The organism is Anaerococcus vaginalis ATCC 51170 (assembly GCF_000163295.1).
GTDB lineage: Bacteria > Bacillota > Clostridia > Tissierellales > Peptoniphilaceae > Anaerococcus > Anaerococcus vaginalis.
Map to the genome: position 1 here is coordinate 1,705,966 of NZ_GG700527.1, position 18,870 is coordinate 1,724,835.

15 protein-coding genes and 1 rRNA gene are annotated in these 18,870 nt (G+C 29.8%); 11 read left to right on the plus strand and 5 right to left on the minus strand.

The window, feature by feature from the left end:
- Positions 1-31: 31 nt before the first annotated feature.
- From rrf to ade, 9 genes are all read left to right on the plus strand, one after another.
- A 5S ribosomal RNA gene (rrf, locus tag HMPREF0078_RS07935) occupies positions 32-148 on the plus strand.
- Between the two features lie 193 nt (positions 149-341).
- Positions 342-1,058: a cytochrome c biogenesis CcdA family protein gene (locus tag HMPREF0078_RS07940; protein WP_004839634.1), complete on the plus strand. Its 717-nt coding sequence runs from the start codon at positions 342-344 to the stop codon at positions 1,056-1,058.
- 8 nt (positions 1,059-1,066) lie between these two features.
- Positions 1,067-1,618, plus strand: a complete 552-nt coding sequence (locus HMPREF0078_RS07945) for a redoxin family protein (protein ID WP_004839635.1) — start codon at positions 1,067-1,069, stop codon at positions 1,616-1,618.
- Positions 1,619-1,627: 9 nt separating this feature from the next.
- Positions 1,628-2,797 carry a peptide-methionine (R)-S-oxide reductase MsrB gene (msrB, locus tag HMPREF0078_RS07950; protein WP_004839636.1) on the plus strand — a complete coding sequence of 390 codons (1,170 nt, stop codon included), beginning with the start codon at positions 1,628-1,630 and terminating at the stop codon, positions 2,795-2,797.
- A 6-nt stretch (positions 2,798-2,803) separates the two neighbouring features.
- Positions 2,804-3,544 carry a response regulator transcription factor gene (locus HMPREF0078_RS07955; RefSeq protein WP_004839637.1) on the plus strand — a complete coding sequence of 247 codons (741 nt, stop codon included), beginning with the start codon at positions 2,804-2,806 and terminating at the stop codon, positions 3,542-3,544.
- Positions 3,545-5,227 (plus strand): sensor histidine kinase, encoded by a 1,683-nt coding sequence (locus HMPREF0078_RS07960; protein ID WP_004839638.1) that lies wholly within the window; start codon positions 3,545-3,547, stop codon positions 5,225-5,227.
- 344 nt (positions 5,228-5,571) lie between these two features.
- Positions 5,572-6,117 carry a GNAT family N-acetyltransferase gene (locus HMPREF0078_RS07965; RefSeq protein WP_004839639.1) on the plus strand — a complete coding sequence of 182 codons (546 nt, stop codon included), beginning with the start codon at positions 5,572-5,574 and terminating at the stop codon, positions 6,115-6,117.
- Between the two features lie 195 nt (positions 6,118-6,312).
- On the plus strand, positions 6,313-6,780 hold the full coding sequence (locus tag HMPREF0078_RS07970) for a solute carrier family 23 protein (RefSeq protein WP_155811440.1): 468 nt from the start codon (positions 6,313-6,315) through the stop codon (positions 6,778-6,780).
- Positions 6,781-6,790: 10 nt separating this feature from the next.
- Positions 6,791-8,482 carry an adenine deaminase gene (gene ade, locus HMPREF0078_RS07975; RefSeq protein WP_004839641.1) on the plus strand — a complete coding sequence of 564 codons (1,692 nt, stop codon included), beginning with the start codon at positions 6,791-6,793 and terminating at the stop codon, positions 8,480-8,482.
- A 70-nt stretch (positions 8,483-8,552) separates the two neighbouring features.
- Here the strand turns inward: ade and HMPREF0078_RS07980 are convergent, their stop codons facing one another.
- The 3 genes from HMPREF0078_RS07980 to HMPREF0078_RS07990 all read right to left on the minus strand — a co-directional run bounded on the left by HMPREF0078_RS07980 (position 8,553) and on the right by HMPREF0078_RS07990 (position 12,604).
- Complete coding sequence (locus tag HMPREF0078_RS07980; protein ID WP_039920649.1) at positions 8,553-9,506, minus strand: 3-hydroxyacyl-CoA dehydrogenase; 954 nt, start codon at positions 9,504-9,506, stop codon at positions 8,553-8,555.
- Between the two features lie 162 nt (positions 9,507-9,668).
- Complete coding sequence (locus tag HMPREF0078_RS07985) at positions 9,669-11,909, minus strand: ABC transporter permease (RefSeq protein ID WP_004839643.1); 2,241 nt, start codon at positions 11,907-11,909, stop codon at positions 9,669-9,671.
- Positions 11,909-12,604: an ABC transporter ATP-binding protein gene (locus tag HMPREF0078_RS07990; RefSeq protein ID WP_004839644.1), complete on the minus strand. Its 696-nt coding sequence runs from the start codon at positions 12,602-12,604 to the stop codon at positions 11,909-11,911. The genes HMPREF0078_RS07985 and HMPREF0078_RS07990 overlap by 1 nt, the downstream gene beginning before the upstream one ends.
- A gap of 218 nt (positions 12,605-12,822) precedes the next feature.
- Between HMPREF0078_RS07990 and HMPREF0078_RS07995 the strand changes: the two genes are divergently transcribed.
- The gene (locus HMPREF0078_RS07995) at positions 12,823-14,217 is read left to right on the plus strand and encodes a Na+/H+ antiporter NhaC family protein (protein WP_004839645.1); all 1,395 of its coding nucleotides are present in this window, start codon (positions 12,823-12,825) and stop codon (positions 14,215-14,217) included.
- Here HMPREF0078_RS07995 and HMPREF0078_RS08000 read toward each other — a convergent pair.
- Positions 14,180-15,097 carry a LysR family transcriptional regulator gene (locus tag HMPREF0078_RS08000; RefSeq protein ID WP_004839646.1) on the minus strand — a complete coding sequence of 306 codons (918 nt, stop codon included), beginning with the start codon at positions 15,095-15,097 and terminating at the stop codon, positions 14,180-14,182. The genes HMPREF0078_RS07995 and HMPREF0078_RS08000 overlap by 38 nt on opposite strands.
- Positions 15,098-15,176: 79 nt before the next feature.
- Here HMPREF0078_RS08000 and megL point away from each other — a divergent pair, with 79 nt between their 5' ends.
- Complete coding sequence (gene megL / locus HMPREF0078_RS08005; RefSeq protein ID WP_004839647.1) at positions 15,177-16,367, plus strand: methionine gamma-lyase; 1,191 nt, start codon at positions 15,177-15,179, stop codon at positions 16,365-16,367.
- A 278-nt stretch (positions 16,368-16,645) separates the two neighbouring features.
- On the opposite strand, the gene HMPREF0078_RS08010 is transcribed toward megL, so the two are convergent.
- A complete protein-coding gene (locus HMPREF0078_RS08010) occupies positions 16,646-18,640 on the minus strand; it encodes a dipeptidase (protein ID WP_004839648.1) in 1,995 nt (664 codons plus the stop codon).
- Positions 18,641-18,870: the final 230 nt, after the last annotated feature.

Genomic DNA, 18,870 nt, shown 5'->3' on the forward strand with positions numbered 1-18,870 from the left:
AATTAAAAAGGTAAAAACAGTATATTAAATATCTGGTGACGATAGCAGAAGGGATACACCTGTTCCCATACCGAACACAGAAGTTAAGCCTTCTAACGCCGATGGTACTCGGAGGGAGACCTCCCGGGAGACTAGGAAGTTGCCAAACAATCAAGACTAGCATAAGCTAGTCTTTTTTGTTGTCTATAAATATAATTTTTTTGATTTTAAATTTATTTTTTGCTTGTATTTTTTATTTTATTTTTTTAATATCTGATTATTTTTATATTTTACATAAGATATTTCTATTCTATTATTTTTTCCTTCATTTTATAATTATATTATAAAAAAAGGAGGTATTTATGATTGAAAATCAATTACTTTTAAGCTCGGTTTTTATTGCTGGCTTTTTATCGTTTTTTGCTCCTTGTACTTTTTCTTTGATGCCTGCTTATATTGGTATCATTACGGATCAAAGGGGAGAATATAAAAATTTTAAATTTGGAAAAATTTATATAAATATTGGTGCTATTATTAAAACTATGACTTTTATTTTGGGTCTTGCTACTAGTTTTGTTATTTTGGGTTTTGGTGCAGGTTTTTTTGGAAAATTTGTTAATAATAGATGGGTAATTTTTATTGGGGGACTTATTGTGTTTTTGCTGGGTCTTCATCAAATGGAAATTATTAATATTGAAAGATTGAATGTTACTAAGACTGTTAATTTTAAAAATAAGAAAACTAAGGCTTTGGGGACTTATCTTATGGGGCTTTCTTTTTCTTTGGGTTGGACGCCTTGTGTTGGTCCAATTCTTGGAGCGGTTCTTCTTACTTCTGCAAGTAGTGGTAAGGAATTTTATGGGGCTTTTATGATGCTAGTTTATTCTTTTGGCCTTATGGTTCCGTTTTTATTGATGGCTGTTTTATCATCTACTCTTAATAAAAATTTTGATTTTTTTAGAAAGCATCTTATTTTTATGAAACGTTTGGGTGGATTTTTGATAATGGTAATGGGCGTTGTTCTTATGACTAATCAATTGCCTAATCTTACTTCATTTTTTAATAATTTATTTATTTAGGAGGATATATGAAAAAATCTTTAGCAATTCCGTTTTTAGTTATAGCTTTTGCTCTTAGTGCATGCTCTAGTGAAAAATCGGCGGATAAAAATATGAATGATATGAAGGATAAAAATATTTCAAGTAATAGTAAGGAAAATAAAGATAGTGATAATTCTTTGAATCTTGAGGATAGGGACGGAAACAAGGTTTCTTTGGATTCTTTTAAGGGAAAGAAAACTTATATTAAGTTTTGGGCTTCTTGGTGTCCTATTTGTTTGTCAAGTCTTGGTGAATTGGATGAATTGTCTAATGGTAATGGGGATTATCAGGTTGTAAGTGTGGTTGCTCCTGACCAAATGGGGGAAAAATCTAAGAAGGATTTTATTAAATGGTTTGACGGTTTGGAATATAAAAATATTAATACTTTGTATGATACGAGTGGGGATTTTATTAAAAAATTTAATGTTAAATCTACTCCTACAAATGTATTTTTGGATTCTGAGGGTAAGCTTGTCAAGGTTGCTCCGGGGGCTTTGGATAAGGATACTATTAATGAAATTTTTAAACAGATTAAATAGGAGTTTTGTATGAAAAGTAAATTTATTTTTGTTTTTTTGATTTGTGCTATCTTTTTGGTGGCTTGTTCTAATAAATCTAAGAATAAGTCTAAGGATAATGGAAATATTTCTAGCACAAATGAAGAAATTGGCAAAAAAATTGATGAAATTATTGACTCTAATAATAAGAAAAATTTAAAGGAAATGGAAAATCAAAAAAATATGGAAAAAGAAAAGGGAAATTATTCTAAGGATGATCTTAAAAAAATCTACCTAGCTGGTGGTTGTTTTTGGGGTGTTGAGGAATATATGCAAAGAATTTATGGGGTTTATGATGCTGTAAGTGGTTATGCAAACGGAAAGGTTAATAATCCGACTTATAAAACGGTAAGTAGTGGCAAAAGTGGCTATGCAGAAACTGTGGAAGTAACTTATGATAGTAAAAAAATAAAGCTTGAGGACTTGCTTAATCATTATTTTAAAATAATTGATCCAACTAGCCTTAATAAACAAGGAAATGATAGGGGAAGTCAATATAGGACTGGGATTTATTATGTGGATGATTCTGATAAGGAAGTTATTGATAAGGTTATGAATTTTCAGGCAAAAAAATACAGCGAAAAAATTGTGGTTGAAAATATGAAACTTAAAAATTTTACTGTGGCTGAAGATTATCATCAAGATTATTTGAGGAAAAATCCGAATGGATATTGTCATATTGATTTATCGAAGGCTAATGAAGTTGTGATTGACCCTGCTAAATACCCAAAACCATCGGATGATGATTTGAAGAGAAAACTTACGGATATTCAATATAGGGTTACTCAAAAAAATGAAACTGAATCTTCTTTTTCTAATGAATATTGGGATAATAAGGAAAAAGGTATTTATGTTGATGTAGCAACTGGCGAGCCTTTGTTTTCATCAAGTGATAAATTTGATTCGGGTTGTGGTTGGCCATCTTTTTCTAAGCCAATAGCCAAAGATGTTGTGACATATCGTGAAGATAAGTCGTATAATATGAACAGAACTGAAGTGAGAAGTAGGTCTGGGGATTCTCATTTGGGGCATGTTTTTAATGATGGCCCTGAAGAACTTGGCGGTCTTCGTTTTTGTATAAATTCAGCTTCGATTAAATTTATTCCACTTAAAGATATGGAAGATAGGGGATATGGATATTTAAAACATCTTGTAAAGTAGGGGATTATGTATAAATTGTTAATAGCAGATGATGAATCAATCATAAGAAAGGGCATAAAAAATTTAATAGATTTTGAGAGTTTGGAAATTGATCAAGTTTTTGAGGCGGAAAATGGGAAAGAGGCTGTTGATTTGGCCTTAAAAAACAAGATAGATATAGTTATAATGGATATAAATATGCCTATAGTTGATGGTCTTAGTGCTAGTAAAAAAATAAAGGAGAAAAATCCAGATTCTTACTTGTTAATTCTTACAGGCTACAATTATTTTGATTATGCCCAAGCTGCTATTAGGGCAAAGGTGGACGATTATATTTTAAAACCTGTTAGCAAAAAAGATGTAGAATATATGTTAAAAACTGCTGTAAATAAGCTTAATATTAACAGAAAAAATGAGTCTTTGAAAGAGTATAATGATGAGAATTTAAAGGCAAAAGAATCTTATGAGGATATAAAAAAATATATTGATAAAAATGTATTTTGTGAAGATTTTTCTTTAAATAAGATGGCAAGCGACATTGGTTACAATAATAATTATTTAAGCAGTTTGATAAAAGAAATTTACGGTTTATCTTTCCAGGATTTATCCAATAAATTGAGAATGGAAAAGGCAAGGATTTTGCTTTTGACAAGCGATATGAAAAATCAAGAGATAGCAGATGCCGTTGGTATCTATGATGTTTCATATTTTTCTAATAAATTTAAAAAATATTTTGGCAAAAGTCCAAAACAAATTAGGAAAAAATAAATGAAAAAGATTTTCAAAAAAATAGAATTCAAAATAAGTGCTTGCTTTTTTGTAATTTCTATTCTTATAATATCTCTAATGCTTTTTTCTTGGTACAAGCAAAGTTCTTCAAAGCTTATGAAATACGAAAAAGAAGAAACAAGCCAAGAAGTCAAAAATGCAAGTATTTATGTGGCAAGCTATCTAGAAAAAAACAAAAACCTTGCAAGTCTGTTGGCTATGTCAGCCGAAAGTCAAAATATAATGGATGATAAGACGGATTTTAAAAATTTGAAAGACATAATAAAAGTTAGCGAAAAAAGCGATGAATTTATAAAAAAAATTTTCCTAGTTTCTGAAAATGGAAATATTATCTCAAATGAGAAAGTAAATTTAGAAACAAATAAGGATATGAAAAATATTTCTTGGTATAAAAAACTTATAAATTCAAATAATATGGCATTTGCAAGCAAGGCTGATTTTTCAAAAATATCTAGCGATTCGTCAAAAAATATAATAAGTATTTCCAAAGAAATTAAAGATAAAAACAACAAAAGATTGGGCTTTGTGGTTATAAATCTTTCCTATAAATTTTTGGAAGATTTTTTATCGACAATAAATTTTGGAAAAGATGGCTATGTTTTTATTTTGTCCTCAGAAGAAGAACTCCTTTTTAAATCAAAAAATATGGAAGATTTTGGCAAAAAAGATTACGAAAAACTTTTAAAAAAGAGGATGAAACCAGAAAAAATGGATTTTGTTTCATCCAATGTTTTTATTCCAAATACCCAATGGAAGCTAGTAGGAATTTCCTTTTCAAACGCAATTTCTAATTTAAAAAAACAATTAATAGAAAGCTCCCTAATTCTCGCCCTAATCGTTTTTGTTTTGACTTTGTTAGTGTCGATTTTTGTGTCAAAAAAAATAAGCAAACCAATAATTTATTTGATTGGAGAAATCAAAAAAACCGACAAAAAATTATATAAAATAGAATCACTCCCTCAAGCATCAAGTGAAATACAAATCTTAACAAAAGAATACAACAACCTAATAGATAGGATTTTTGTTCTAACAGAAGATATAGAAAAAAAAGAAGAACAAAAAAGAACCTACCAAGTCAAAGCTCTCCAAAGCCAAATAAATCCACATTTTTTATACAATACCTTGGATACAATTTTGTGGCTTGTAGAATTTGGCGAAAATGAAAAAGCAATAAAAGTAACCAAAAATTTAGGAATGCTTCTAAGAAACAGCCTAAACATTGACGAAGATTTCGTAAAACTTGATAAGGAAATAGGGCATGCAAAAAATTACCTAGATATACAAAAAATAAGATATGACAATAAATTTACCTACGAATTTATAAAAAAAATACAAACAAGCAGTCTATACGTTCCAAAATTAATACTCCAACCAATAATAGAAAATGCAATTTATCACGGAATAAGAGAAAAAAAATCCAAGTCTTACATTAAAATTATAGTAGAAAAAAATCCAGAATATTTAATAATAAAAATAATAGATAACGGACTTGGTCCAAAAGAAAAAAAAGAAAATATTCCAACAAAACTTGGAGGAATAGGCATGGAAAATGTAAATAATAGGATAAAACTTTTGTGTGGAGAAAAATATAATTTAAAAATGCAAAGAGAAAATGGCGAAACAATAGTAACATATAAACTAAAAATAATAAAGGAAATTTAAAAAATTAATAAAAAATGGGCTGTTTCAACAGCTCAGAGCGTAGACAAACCCTCAAGCACGAATATCGGACTTCAAAAATTGTTGATTTCTAAATTCCAAAATTCTAAAAACGCAAACTTGCTAACGCTCAAACAGTGCGTTTTTTGACGAATTTTAAAATTTGAAATCAAATCAATTTTTTCCGTATGATATTCTTAGCATGAGGATTTGTATACTTTGTCAACAGTCTGGGCTGTTTCAACAGCTCATTTTTTGTGTTTTAATTTATTTAAAGTTTTAGTTTACTTTTGAAAATCTAGTATGTTAATATATATGTAAAAATATTTAATAATGAGGATAATTTTATGAACTTAACTAAAAAAATTTTTACTAATAGGTTAATTTTAAGAAAGGCTAAGATTTCTGATGCATCTTTGGCTTATAAGAATTGGATGGATGATGAGGAAGTTACTAAGTTTTTAAGATGGAAAGCTCATAAAAATGTTCTTGAAAGTGAAAAAGTTATAAAAAACTGGGTTGATTCTTATAAAAATGATGATTTCTTTCAATGGATTATTGAACTTAAAGAATTAGCTGAACCGATTGGAACCATTAGTGTGATTTCTATTGATAAAAGTGTTAATTCTTGTCATATTGGTTATTGTATTGGGAAAAAATTTTGGAATATGGGATATACCTCTGAGGCTTTTTCTGCTATAATTTCTTTTTTATTTTCTCTTGGTTTTGATAGGATCGAATCTTCTCATGATCCTAATAATCCTTATTCTGGCAAGGTTATGGAAAGATGTGGTCTTGTTTATGAGGGTAGGTTAAGAAAGGCTGATTATAATAATCAGGGGATTGTTGATTCTTGTGTTTATGGTATTTTGAGGGAAGATTTTGAGAAATAATTTGTAAATTATTTATTTGGATTAGCTGGGCTTACAAAAATTTAAAAGGCGATAAAAATAATTTATCGCCTCAGAATGAAGACAAACCCAGGAAAAATCTCCTGGGTTTTCTAATATTATTAAATTTTTAATGAATGTTATAATATCTGGGCTGATTGTTTCTGTTTAACTGCTCATTAAATTTTTACTACAGACATGGCTGTATGTGTATTCGTTTTTATTTTCATGTCTATTTTTAACAATATAGGGACTGTAACAGGCCTTTCAATAAAAGCGGGATTAACAGATGAAAATAATGAAGCAAAAGATATGAATAAATCTTTTCTAGTAGATTCTTTAGGAACAATTGTAGCGGGGTGTTTAGGAACAAGTGTTGTGGGAACAACATTAAAAACTTCAGCCGGCATAGAAGAGGGAGGGCGAACAGGACTTATGGCAGTGACAAGTGCAGTAAAAGCTATAGATTTTGATAATATAACAGAAGCTATACCTGCATTTTTAACCTTTATCATAATTCCTCTTACTTACAGTATTGCGGATGGTATTATGATAGGAATTTTATCTTATGTAGTATTAAATATTATAACTGGTAAATTTAAACAAATATCTTTACCAATGTATGCTATGGGAATTTTGTCTTTAGTTAAAATGTTATTTTTATAAGGAGAGAGAAATGTTAAAGAGTGATATGAAAGCGAATTTGATAATAAAAGATGTCAAAGTAATAGATGTGTTTCAAAATGAAATTTACAAGGGAAATGTAGCAGTGAAGAATGGAAAAATTATTGGCATTGGAGATTATGAAGATGCAGATGAGATTGTAGATGCAAAAGGATCCTACCTATCACCAACTATGACTGACGGACACGTGCACATAGAGTCTTCTATGGTATCTCCAGCTGAATTTTTAAAATGTTTAGTTGCAAGAGGAGTTTCAACTATAATAGCAGATCCACATGAGATAGCAAATGTGTGTGGGCTTGATGGGCTTGAATACATAATAGATGAAACAAAAGATCTACCGGCACATGTATATGTAATGTTGCCATCATGCGTTCCATGTACACCATTTGAAACAAGTGGAGCTATTTTAAAAGCTTGCGATTATAAAGAGATGATAAATGATCCGAGAGTTTTGGGGTTAGGAGAAATGATGGATTTTGTTGGAACAGTAAATCGCTCAGAAGACATCTTGGAAAAAATTGACTTGGCTAAAAATAGCAATAAGGTAGTAGATGGACACGCCCCACTTTTATCAGGAAAGGCGTTGGACGATTATGTACTAGCTGGTATTTTAACAGACCATGAGTGTTCAGCTGTAGATGAAATGAAAGAAAAGATTCGCCGAGGAATGTACATTCAATTAAGAGAAGGTACAGCTGCTAAAAATTTAGAAGCACTGATAAAAGGAGTTACAAAAGATAACATAAGTCGTTGTTTCTTCTGTACAGATGATAGACATCCGCAAGACTTGTTAAAAGATGGAAATGTAGATAACAATGTGAGAAAAGCAATTAAATTGGGGATGGAACCTTTATATGCAATTAAAATGGCAACTTTAAATCCGGCTCAGTGTTACAAAATGGAAAATTCAGGGGCAATTGCACCGGGGTATGTTGCAGATTTCTTTTTATTCGATGATTTGAATAACATAAACGCAAAAGCAGTTTTCATTGGAGGCAAGAAAGTAGCAGAAGATGGAAAAGTAATAGTAGATTTTCCACAAAAACTTTCTCCAAAGGTACTTTCAAAAATGAATATAAGAGATTTTAAATTAGAAGATTTAAAACTTAGATTGAATTCAAACAGAGTCCATGTAATTGAAATGGAAAAAGAATCACTTTTAACTAAGAAAATTATCTGTGATGTAGATGTAAAAGATGGTTACTTCGAATACTCAGATGACGGAATAAGAAAAATAGTGGTAATTGAAAGACACACCGGAAATTCTGCAATAGCAATAGGATTGATAAAGGGATATGATATAAAAAATGCCGCTGTTGGAACTACAATAGCACACGATAGCCATAATTTAGTTGTTATTGGGGACAATGATGAAGATATGCTAAACGTAATAAAGAAAATAGATGAGATGAGTGGTGGAATGGCAATATCTTCAAATGGAAAATTAGAAGGGTCTTTAAGACTTGATATAGCAGGCATTATGAGTAGTAAATCAATGACAGAAGTACATGAAGAGATCAAGAAATTATTAGAAAAAGCAAAAGAGCTTGGAGTAGGAGATGGAATAGATCCATTTATGACTCTTGGATTTATGGCTCTACCGGTTATACCGGATATAAAGATGACAGACAAAGGATTGTTTGATGTAAATGAATTTAAACACATTCCTTTAGAAGTTTAAAAAGTAGGTGCATTTGCACCTACTTTGTCAACAGTCTTAGGCGATAAAAATAATTTATCGCCTTATATTTTTATTTATATTTATAAAATCCTTCGCCAGTTTCAATACCCTTTAAGCCTTTGGCAGCTCTTTCTTCCAATTTTTTAATAGCTTTTGCAATTGGAGAATTTGGATCATTTGCTTGAGGATTTGTTTTTGAAATATTTATTACAGTTGTAATACCAACTATATCAATTATTTCGAAAGGTCCTCTTGGAGAGCCAGTTCCGATTTTCCAATCCATATCTATATCTTTTGGATCAGCAACATCATTTCCATAAAGATTTAGACCGGCGTTAATAAATGGAACAAGCAAAGAATTTAAAATATATCCTGCTTGCTCTTTTTTGATTACAGCTGGATACATACCTATATTTTTTGCAAAATCAATAACACTTTCAAAAGCCTCATCACTTGTTTTGTCATGCTTCATTACCTCAGCAAGATTTTGTCTCCAAATTGAGTTAGCAAAGTGAAGACTTAAAAATTTGTCTTGTCTACCAGTATATTCTCTGAAAGTTGAAGGCAAGAAAGTTGAAGAATTTGTTGCAATAATTGTATCTTCCTTTAAATAAGAAGAAATTTTTTCATAAAAATCTTTCTTTTCATCAACAATTTCTGCAATTGCCTCAATAACAAGATCAGCATCAGAAAAAGCCTCATTCAAGTCAGTAGTGTATTTTATTTCTTTGAAAATTTTTTCATTTACATTTTTTAATTCTTCTATTTTTTCATTAGTAATTTCGTTTTTATCCTTGAAAAAAGACCTAGGGTAATTTGGATTTTCAGCTCCAATATATGAAGGACAAGCCATAAGCTCCTTAGAAAAAATATTGTGTAAATTTTCAATTCTTGGCTTAATTCTTTCAATAGAACCTTCACTTCTTCCCCAAATCGTTACATTAAATCCATGAAAAGCTGTGACGTATGCAATTTGAGCACCCAAAACGCCACCACCAGCTACGGTTACATTTTTTATTTTCATTATTAGCTCCTTTTTTATATATATTTTCCACTCATATATATTGATATACCCAAAATTTGATTTTTTAAATTTTATTGTAGAAATCGACATAATAAATTAGCAAATATAAAAGGAGATTTAAAAAATAAGCAAAAGCATCAGATACCAAGGTGTAATTTTTATTTATCCATTGATATTTTTAAGCTCTTTTACCATGTCTAATTTTGAAATTTTATAGCTTTCAATAATTTGTGTAATTATAAAAGTAAGTAAACTCAAGAAAAATGCAAAGGCAAATATTTTATTTGGGATAGATATATCCACAAAAATATCTATTTTTTCCATGGAAATTTTTATTAAAAATTTTAGTATTGTATTCAGTAGTGGCATTAGAACAATCTCAAAAATTACTAGTAAAAAGAGTATGGTATTGATGTATATTTTTACAACTTCTCTATCTTTAAATCCAAATATTTTAAGGTAGCTTATATTTTCTTTTGATTTATCAATAATAGTTGTTGAAATAACGCTCGTTATTATAAAATAAAAGGCTAGCGAAACAAGAAGGACAATTTTAAAAACAAATTTAAAGTGGTCAAAAAAATGGTCCATAAATTTTGTCATATCCTTTTTGTTTATCTCTGTTATTAAATTTTCTTTTGAAATATCTAACTTTTTATCTGATAAGTAACTATTAAAATACGAAGAATCTTTTCCTATTAATTTATTTAAGTTTTGTCTATTTGTTAAAATTTGCAAAGTTTTTATCTTATCATCAATTTTTTTAATCTTTAAGGTATTAGTTTTATTATTATAAGAGTTTAAGACTTCTATTGTATCATTTTTTTCTAGATTAAATCTTTGTGCAAGACCGTATGATATAACAACTTCATATTTATTAAGCTCATTTAAATTTTCATTATCATACTTGCTATTTTTATCAACTCCATAAATTTGAATTTTTTTGTCATCAAAATTTACCAAATTTACATTTACAATGCTAGCCATATCTGATTTTATGAGTTCATCCTTTGTCTTTACAAAGTAAATATGGTCATATTTCATCTCATCTTTCATTTTTTTTGCATAATTTTCAAAAGAAGGTTCAAGGCAAAGAGAGAAAACCAAAAGCAAATTTGCTAAGAAAATTCCAAATAGTAGGGCTAGAAAATTTAGTTTGTTGTTTAATATCAATCTTAGTTTTGTCTTTTGCATAAAAGAAAAATTTTTCAATTTAAGTTTTGATATTTTATTTTTCTTATATAAATTTTTTCTCAAAAAGTCAATAGGATTGTGATTTAAAGAAAAATATACAACAAAAAAATTAATTACTAAATATATAAAAATAGGCAAAATAGTCGTAAATGCAAAGGTAAGATAGCTTGTATTTAGCTCAAATTTTGGTAGTTCAAAGGAAAGATAATATACATCAGCATATTTTTTATAAAAATAAGTAAAGGCTATAAAATTTCCACAAATGGATGCCAAAATTGCCAAAAACAAAGGCATAGCCATATAATTTTTTAATAATTCCTTTTTTTTGTAACCAGAAGCTAAAAGACAACCAATTATTGGAGATTCATTTTCGATTAAATTTTTTATTTGCACAGCACTAATAAAGGCTAGAGAAATAAATAATAAAATACTAGCCGAAATCATAGTAGGCACATCCCCATCCATATCATCCATAATATAAGTTATGCATTTATTATCATATCTTGTAACACCATCAATCATTAGATTATTTTTATTGATAATTTTTCCAAAATTTTTAAGCCTTTTATTTGCAACTTTACTATTTTTAGAAAATTTATCATGATAAGAATAATTATAAACAATTTTTTTATCCTTTATCTTATCAAAAGTTTTAGAAGACAAAAGACAAACACCAAAATATCCTGTATCCATAACAATATCTTCCCTATTTTTAAGAAGAGTAGAATAGTCAGGCAAAGAAACAAGGCCTGTCACGAGATATTTTTTATTTTTAATTTTCAAAAAATCCCCTATATTTATTTTATTTGCCCTTGCATAATTAGCAGAAATAGCAATTTCATTGTCATTATTTGCCAATCTTCCATCAAAAATTTGACTAATATTGATATTATTTCTATTTTTAAAAACTCTTAAAGTCCTATCATCATGATAGTTTTCGTCAAAATAAAAATTTTCATAAACATTCAAAGAAAGATCTTCCAAGGCTTTGATTGTTTTATTAGATAGTTTATCAATACAAACAAATTCTCCATCCTCAACTTTTCCATCATCAATTTGCTTGTAATACAAATGTTTAATAGACTGTTGGGCAGTAAAAAATGATGATGAAAAAATAATTAAAATGGTTAAAGTTAAAAAAATAGAAAAAAATTTAAAAGGATTAGATTTTATTTGCCTATAAATTCTTTTATTAAGAGGATTTTTCATTACCAAGAAACCTCCTTAGCAGATATTTTATTTGGATTTACAAAAAGATTCTTTATTTTACCATCATGTAAATTTAAAATAATATCACACATTTTACTTATATTAGTATTGTGAGTTGCAATTAAAATCGTAGAATTATAAATTTTATTTAAATTTTCAATTAAATTCAAAACATCCTTGGCACTTTCATAATCAAGAGCACCAGTTGGCTCATCACAAATTAAAATTCTAGGGCTTTTTACCATAGCCCTTGCAATAGAAGTTCTTTGAGCTTGACCTCCAGAAATTTCATTTGGGAATTTATATTTTTGGTCAGATAAACCAAGATTATCAATCAAATCATCAATATCAAGAGGATTATCAGACAAAAATTTACCAAGCTCAATATTTTCTATAACATTTAAATCACTAATTAAATTATAAAATTGAAAAACAAATCCCAAATTATTACGCCTAAAAATTTCCAAATCTTTTTTATTTAATTCACCTAAATTTTGACCCAAAATATTAACATTTCCTATGTCAATTGTTTCAATTCCACCAATAATATTCAACAAGGTAGATTTTCCAGAGCCAGAAGGACCTAAAATACAAATTATTTTTCCTTCATCAAAAGATAAATCAATTCCCTTTAAAACTTCTATCTTGTTAGAATTTTTTCCATAAAACTTATGTAAATTTGAAATTTTAATCATAATTACCCCTTCTAAATAAAAAATTACAAATAAAGATTAACAAGTATACAATCTTTTTTTTATTATAAAACGAATGAGAATCTTTATCAACTAAAATGTGCAAAAGCTTTTATAAGTTTTTCTTATATGCACCATAACTTATATGTATTTTACAACGATTTCAATCTAATGTATTATAATAGTGAAAACGTAATCATTTTTAAAAAGGGGTGAATATTGTGAAAGAAAATGAAAAAATTTCAGGAAAGGCGTTAATTCCATTTTTGGTTTTTATCGTTATTTATCTTGCCACAGGTATCGTACTTCATTTAAGAGGAGTAGAAATGGCATTTTATCAATTGCCTGCACCTATTGCAGCTTTTGTTGGTATTATTAGTGCATTTTTATTATTTGGTGGAAGTATTGATGAAAAATTTGACAATTTAGTTGCAGGTTGTGGCGACTCAAACATTATAATTATGTGTTTGATTTACATATTGGCTGGCGCTTTCTCTGCTTTGGCTTCTGCCTCTGGTGGAGTTGATTCTGTAGTTGGTTTGGGACTTTCTTTTGTTCCTGCTAAATTTTTAACTGCAGGTGTATTTTTGATAGCTTGTTTCATTTCTATTGCTACTGGTTCTTCTGTTGGTACTATTACTGCTCTTGGACCTATAGCTGTTGGTCTTGCTAAATCTGGTGGTATCAATATGGCTTTGATGCTTGGTGCCTTGGTTGGTGGCTCAATGTTTGGTGATAACTTATCTGTTATTTCTGATACAACTATCGCTGCTACTAGAACTCAAAACTGTGAAATGAAAGATAAGTTTAGGATGAACTTGAAGATGGCTCTTCCTGCTGGAATAATTACTTTTATTTTGCTATTAATTTTGGGTGCACCTGAAAGTCAACCAGCTCAAAAAGATTTATCTTACGATATTATTAAGATTATTCCTTATATTTTCGTATTGGTAGTTGCTCTTATGGGAGTTAATGTATTTTTAGTTTTAACTGGTGGTATTGTTTTATCTGGTATTGTTCTTCTTATGAACAATGGATTTGACTTGCTTGCTCTTTCTCAAACTATGTGGGAAGGCTTTACTGGAATGTTTGAAATCTTCTTACTTTCTATGTTAATTGGTGGTCTTTCTAATATGGTTACCAAAGAGGGCGGTATTAATTGGATTATTGCAAAAATTAGAAAATTTGCTAAGGGAGAAAAATCTGGTGAGCTTGGTATAGCTGCACTTGTTTCTCTTGCTGACGTAGCAATTGCTAACAATACTGTTGCAATTATTATCTCAGGTCCAATCGCAAAGAAGATGTGTAATGAATATAAGATTGATCCTAGAAGATCTGCATCACTTCTTGATACATTCTCTTGCGTATTCCAAGGAATAGTACCTTATGCTGCTCAAGTATTGATAGCTGCAAGCTTTACAAAAGGCGCTGTAGCACCATTCCAAATCATACCATATTTCTGGTATCAATTTATTTTGGGAGTAGTTTCAATAATTTCAATTTATGTACCATTTACTCAAGCAAAAGATAAATGGAATTTTGAATATGATATGGCTGAATCAAAAGTTGCAGGTCATGTTAAAAATTTGGAAGACAATGAACAAGCTCACGCTTAGTTAGGGATAAATATTCCTTACAAAGCTTTGAAAGATTTTTGGAAGATTTGTAAACATAACCTATATCCATAGATAAATTTTCTGGATTTTCAAGCTTAACAGTTTTGATATTAGGAAATCCACTATTTGGATGAAGGCAACCTGTTCCAACATTAAAAGAATTTGTGTTGGAAATAAGACCTAAAGTCGTGCCCCTATCTTGGGTATAGATAACCTGTTTGTGATCAGGTAAGTTTACAAATTCTTCCGGCAAAATCTCAGTGTCATTTTGCTCATAAATTATCATAGGATAATTATAAAGATCATCTATCTTAATCAAATTTTCATTTGCTAATGGATGGTCTTTGTTAATGAAAACATGAGGAATGACCTTTGCAATTGTAACATAAGATAAAGATTTTTCTTTAAATAAATTAAAAATAGCTTGCCTATAAGGTTCATTTATGTAAATAAAGGCAAGATCAGAATAATCGTTTTCAACGTGGTTAATGGCATCAAGGGATGTGGTTTCTTTTAAATAAAATTTGAAAGAATTATCCTTGTACTTGTCAATTAATTTCATAAAAGCTGAAACAGCAAAATTAAAGTGCTGACTTGAGACTCTAAGCTCAGAAATATCCTTATTATCTGGAGCATATTGTCTTTGGATTTCCTTATACTTGCTGATTAAATCTTGGCATTTTATGAGATACTCAAGTCCCTTGGCGGTTGTTTGAGTTCCACTTTGATTTCTCTCAAAAATTTTAAAACCCAGTTCTTTTTCAAGATCATTTATAGCCATGGAAATGGCAGGCTGGGATGTGTAGAGGTTTTTTGCAGCCTTTGAAATAGAACCTGTTTTAGAAACTTCTATAGCGTAAATAATTTTGTTTAAATTCATAATATCTCCTTAGTCTCTTTGGATATATTATATTAAATATTTAGTAAAAATGAAACAATGGAAATGAAAGGATTAGAAAATGACAGAAAACAAAAAAAGATCATTTGCAACAGAAACAATTCACGCAGGCGCAATAAAGGATACATACGGTTCACTAGGACTACCAATATATCAAACATCAACCTTTATTTTTGAAAATGCAGAACAAGGTGGAAGAAGATTTGCCCTAGAAGAAGACGGATTTATCTATTCAAGACTAGGAAATCCAACCAACGATGCTTTGGAGAAAAAACTAGCAACACTCGAAGGAGCAGAAGCTGCAGTATCAACCTCATCAGGAATGGGCGCAATCACATCATCAATCTGGCCATTTATCAAAGCAGGAGATCATATCCTAGCATGCGGAACACTTTACGGATGTACATTTGCATTTTTAAATGAAATAACAAAATTCAACGTAGACGTAGAATTTATAGATATGACAAATCTAGAAGAAGTTAAAAAACATTTAAAAGAAAACACAAGAATAGTATATCTAGAAACACCAGCAAACCCAACCCTAGATGTAATAGATATAGAAGAAGTAGTAAAACTTGCAAAGAAAAACTCAAAAGACACATTAGTAATCGCAGACAATACATTTGCAACACCATACCTACAAAATCCATTAAAATTAGGAGTAGATATAGTAGTCCACTCAGCAACCAAATACCTAAACGGACACGGCGACGTAATAGCAGGATTCTCATGCGGATCAAAAGAATTAATGACTCAAGTAAGACTCGTAGGCCAAAAAGACTTCACAGGATCAGTTTTATCAGCACACGATGCATTTTTAATCTTTAGAGGAATGAAAACCCTCGAAGTAAGAATGAAACAACACGTAGCAAACACCAAAAAGGTTGTAGAAGCATTACAAAAACACAAAAACGTAGAAAAAGTATACTATCCAGGCCTAGAAGATTTCAAAAACCACGAAGTAGCAAAAAAACAAATGAAAGACTACGGAGCAATGGTAACATTCGAAGTAAAAGGCGGAATCGAAGCAGGAAGAACAGTCATGAATAACGTAAAATTATGTTCATTAGCAGTAAGCTTAGGCGATGCAGAAACATTAATCGAACATCCAGCAACAATGACCCACTCAACCTACTCAGAAGAAGCCCTAAAAGAAGCAGGAATAGCACCAGGCTTAATCAGATTATCAGTAGGCCTAGAAGATGCAGATGAAATAATAGAAGACTTAAATCAAGCCTTAGACCTAATCTAAAAATTATATGAAAAATCTCCCCGCGGGGAGATTTTTATTTTGCTAAATAAAAAAATATATAACAGGTAAATTACTCAAGACAAGTAGGCTTGGATTTTTTTCGATATTTATTCGAATTTACTTAAATAATGAGATCTATCCACGCATTTGCTATGCTTATTTAGTTAAGATAGGTAAGTTATTATTTAATTTCTAAACTTAAATTTTAAAATTTTTCTTACAAAAAAATCGTATTGGAAAACCCAATACGATTTTTTGCTTTTAGTTTATTTTATTTTCTAGTTTTTCTTTTTTCTTGAAAATATAGCTACAACGGCTGCTACTACTGCAACTGCAATGATTATTAATGTTTTGTTTGATTTGTTTTCTGTTTTATTTGTTTCTTGTTCATTGCTTGATGATTGTGCTGATGTTTCTTTTGATGATGCATCGTTTGATTGGCTTGGTTCTTCTTCTTTGCCTTCTGTTTTGTATTCTACTGATGATTTGTCTGTTTCGAATACGTATTTGTCATCTTCTTCTTTTACATCAATTTTGTCATCTTTTGAGCCGAATGCAACTTCTTTTTCAAAGGCTTTTTTAGGAACTGAGATTTTTACTGGATTATTTAATTTTTCTACAGGTTGTCCATAAGAGTCTACTATTTCGATTTTTCCACCTTTTTCGTCTTCGTCTGGTGTAACTTGAAGATTTAAAGCTTTATCGCTTGTATCTTTTTTAACTTCCATTGTTGTATCTGTGAAGTTTTCAGTAGCTCTTCTTCCATAGAATGTATATTCGTATTCGTTTTTCTTTAAATAATCTTTGTATTTGTCTTCTAAGTCTTTGTTGAATCCTTTTAATAAATCGAATGCTTTTTTAGCTTCTTCTTTATTTTTTTCTGTTGGATCTTTTTCTCCTGAAACTTTTGTATTTGCTATTTGTTCTTTTTCAAATTTGTCAATTTCTGGAGTGATGTCTTTCATGAAGTCATCTCTGTTTGCCTCTACCATGTGTAGGGTATCCATTGCCATCCAATAATGTGACTTGTCTTTGTCTGGATCATTTGTTTCGTTTTTAACTTCATCAATTGCATCTTCTTGGTTTGGATAGTATGCAACGTATGGTTGAACTAATGGAGAACCAAGTGTTAGCCACATTATTCCAGGATTTGTTGCCTCTGCGTCTTTTGAAACTTGGAAGATGTGTGATTCCATAGTATTTCTATTTCCTATTGGATAAGTTTCATCTCTTCCCCTGTCATTTGCTTCCAAATCAAAATTTTCTAGTCTGTTTCTTGTAAAGTCCATTACATTTTTAACAGAAATAGAACCTTTTTTAGCATCTTGTAGGAATTCATAAGTTTCAGTTTCCATATCAACTTTAGAATCAGGATTTAAGAATTTGATTCCTGAAGCAACTCTTGAACGGTTTGATGGAGAGAATTCTTTTTCTGCATAAGATTTTGCCAAATTTATAATTCTATCATCTTCATTTCCTTCAAAAGTTTTAGCTTTCTTTGCTGTTTCAAAAATTCCTTTAGAATAAAGATAATTTTCGTCTTCGCTCATTATATAATTGTCACTTTCTTCGCCTTTTGTTAGTTTTGCTTCATTTAGCCAGAAAGTATTTGGGAAAACTGAGAATTTATCTTTTGGATATTTCATTGCAACAAATTCATGGCCTGAATAAATTTCTACATACCAAGTATCTGTTTTGTCAGCAACTACAAGAGCATTTCCTTCAGCAGCTCCCTTTGTAGCAACTTCATTGGCTATTAATTTTACAGCATCTAGTGCATTGTCAGCACTTGATAATACAACTGTTGTAATTATTGCCTCACTAATTCCAATTGGCTTTCCTTCTTCTTCTCCATCAAGATATGGATCAACCTTTTGAACATCTTCGTTTGCAGATGCAGAAACAGTCATATCAGCCATAAGACCTTTTTCATTGTAACCAGCCTCATCAAACTTACCATATTCTGGAGTAGTATCGCTTATAGAAGTAAAACGGTAAGAATCGTGTGGAAGTTCAAATTCATATCCACCTTTTTCTGCGTAAGAAACATCTACAAGTTTTTCTCCTTTTTTGTATTTGCCAGCTTCATTGATTTTATAAACCTTGTTGTGATTTATTTCCAAATCCTCTGTACGACCAAAAATTGTAGTACCATCTTCAGTCAAATCGCTACCAACTATAACGCCTGTACAAGCTTTTGCAGGTAAGGCTAAGGCAGTAAATAAAAATACTGCACTCAATATTGAAACACATAATTTATTAAACATTTTCATAGTGTACCTCCAATTCATATTATAAATCAATTAAATAAAATAGACAAACGTTACCAAAAATAATTTTTATTCTTTATTTCTTTATCAGAAATGAGCAAAATCTTTTCTCTTTTGTAATAAATAATTGGAAATAAATTTATTTTTTGCTTATTATAATCAAATTATAGAAATGAAAAAAGATATTTCGGTGATTAAGAAAGAGGATTTTTAAAAATTAAAAAAAATAAAAA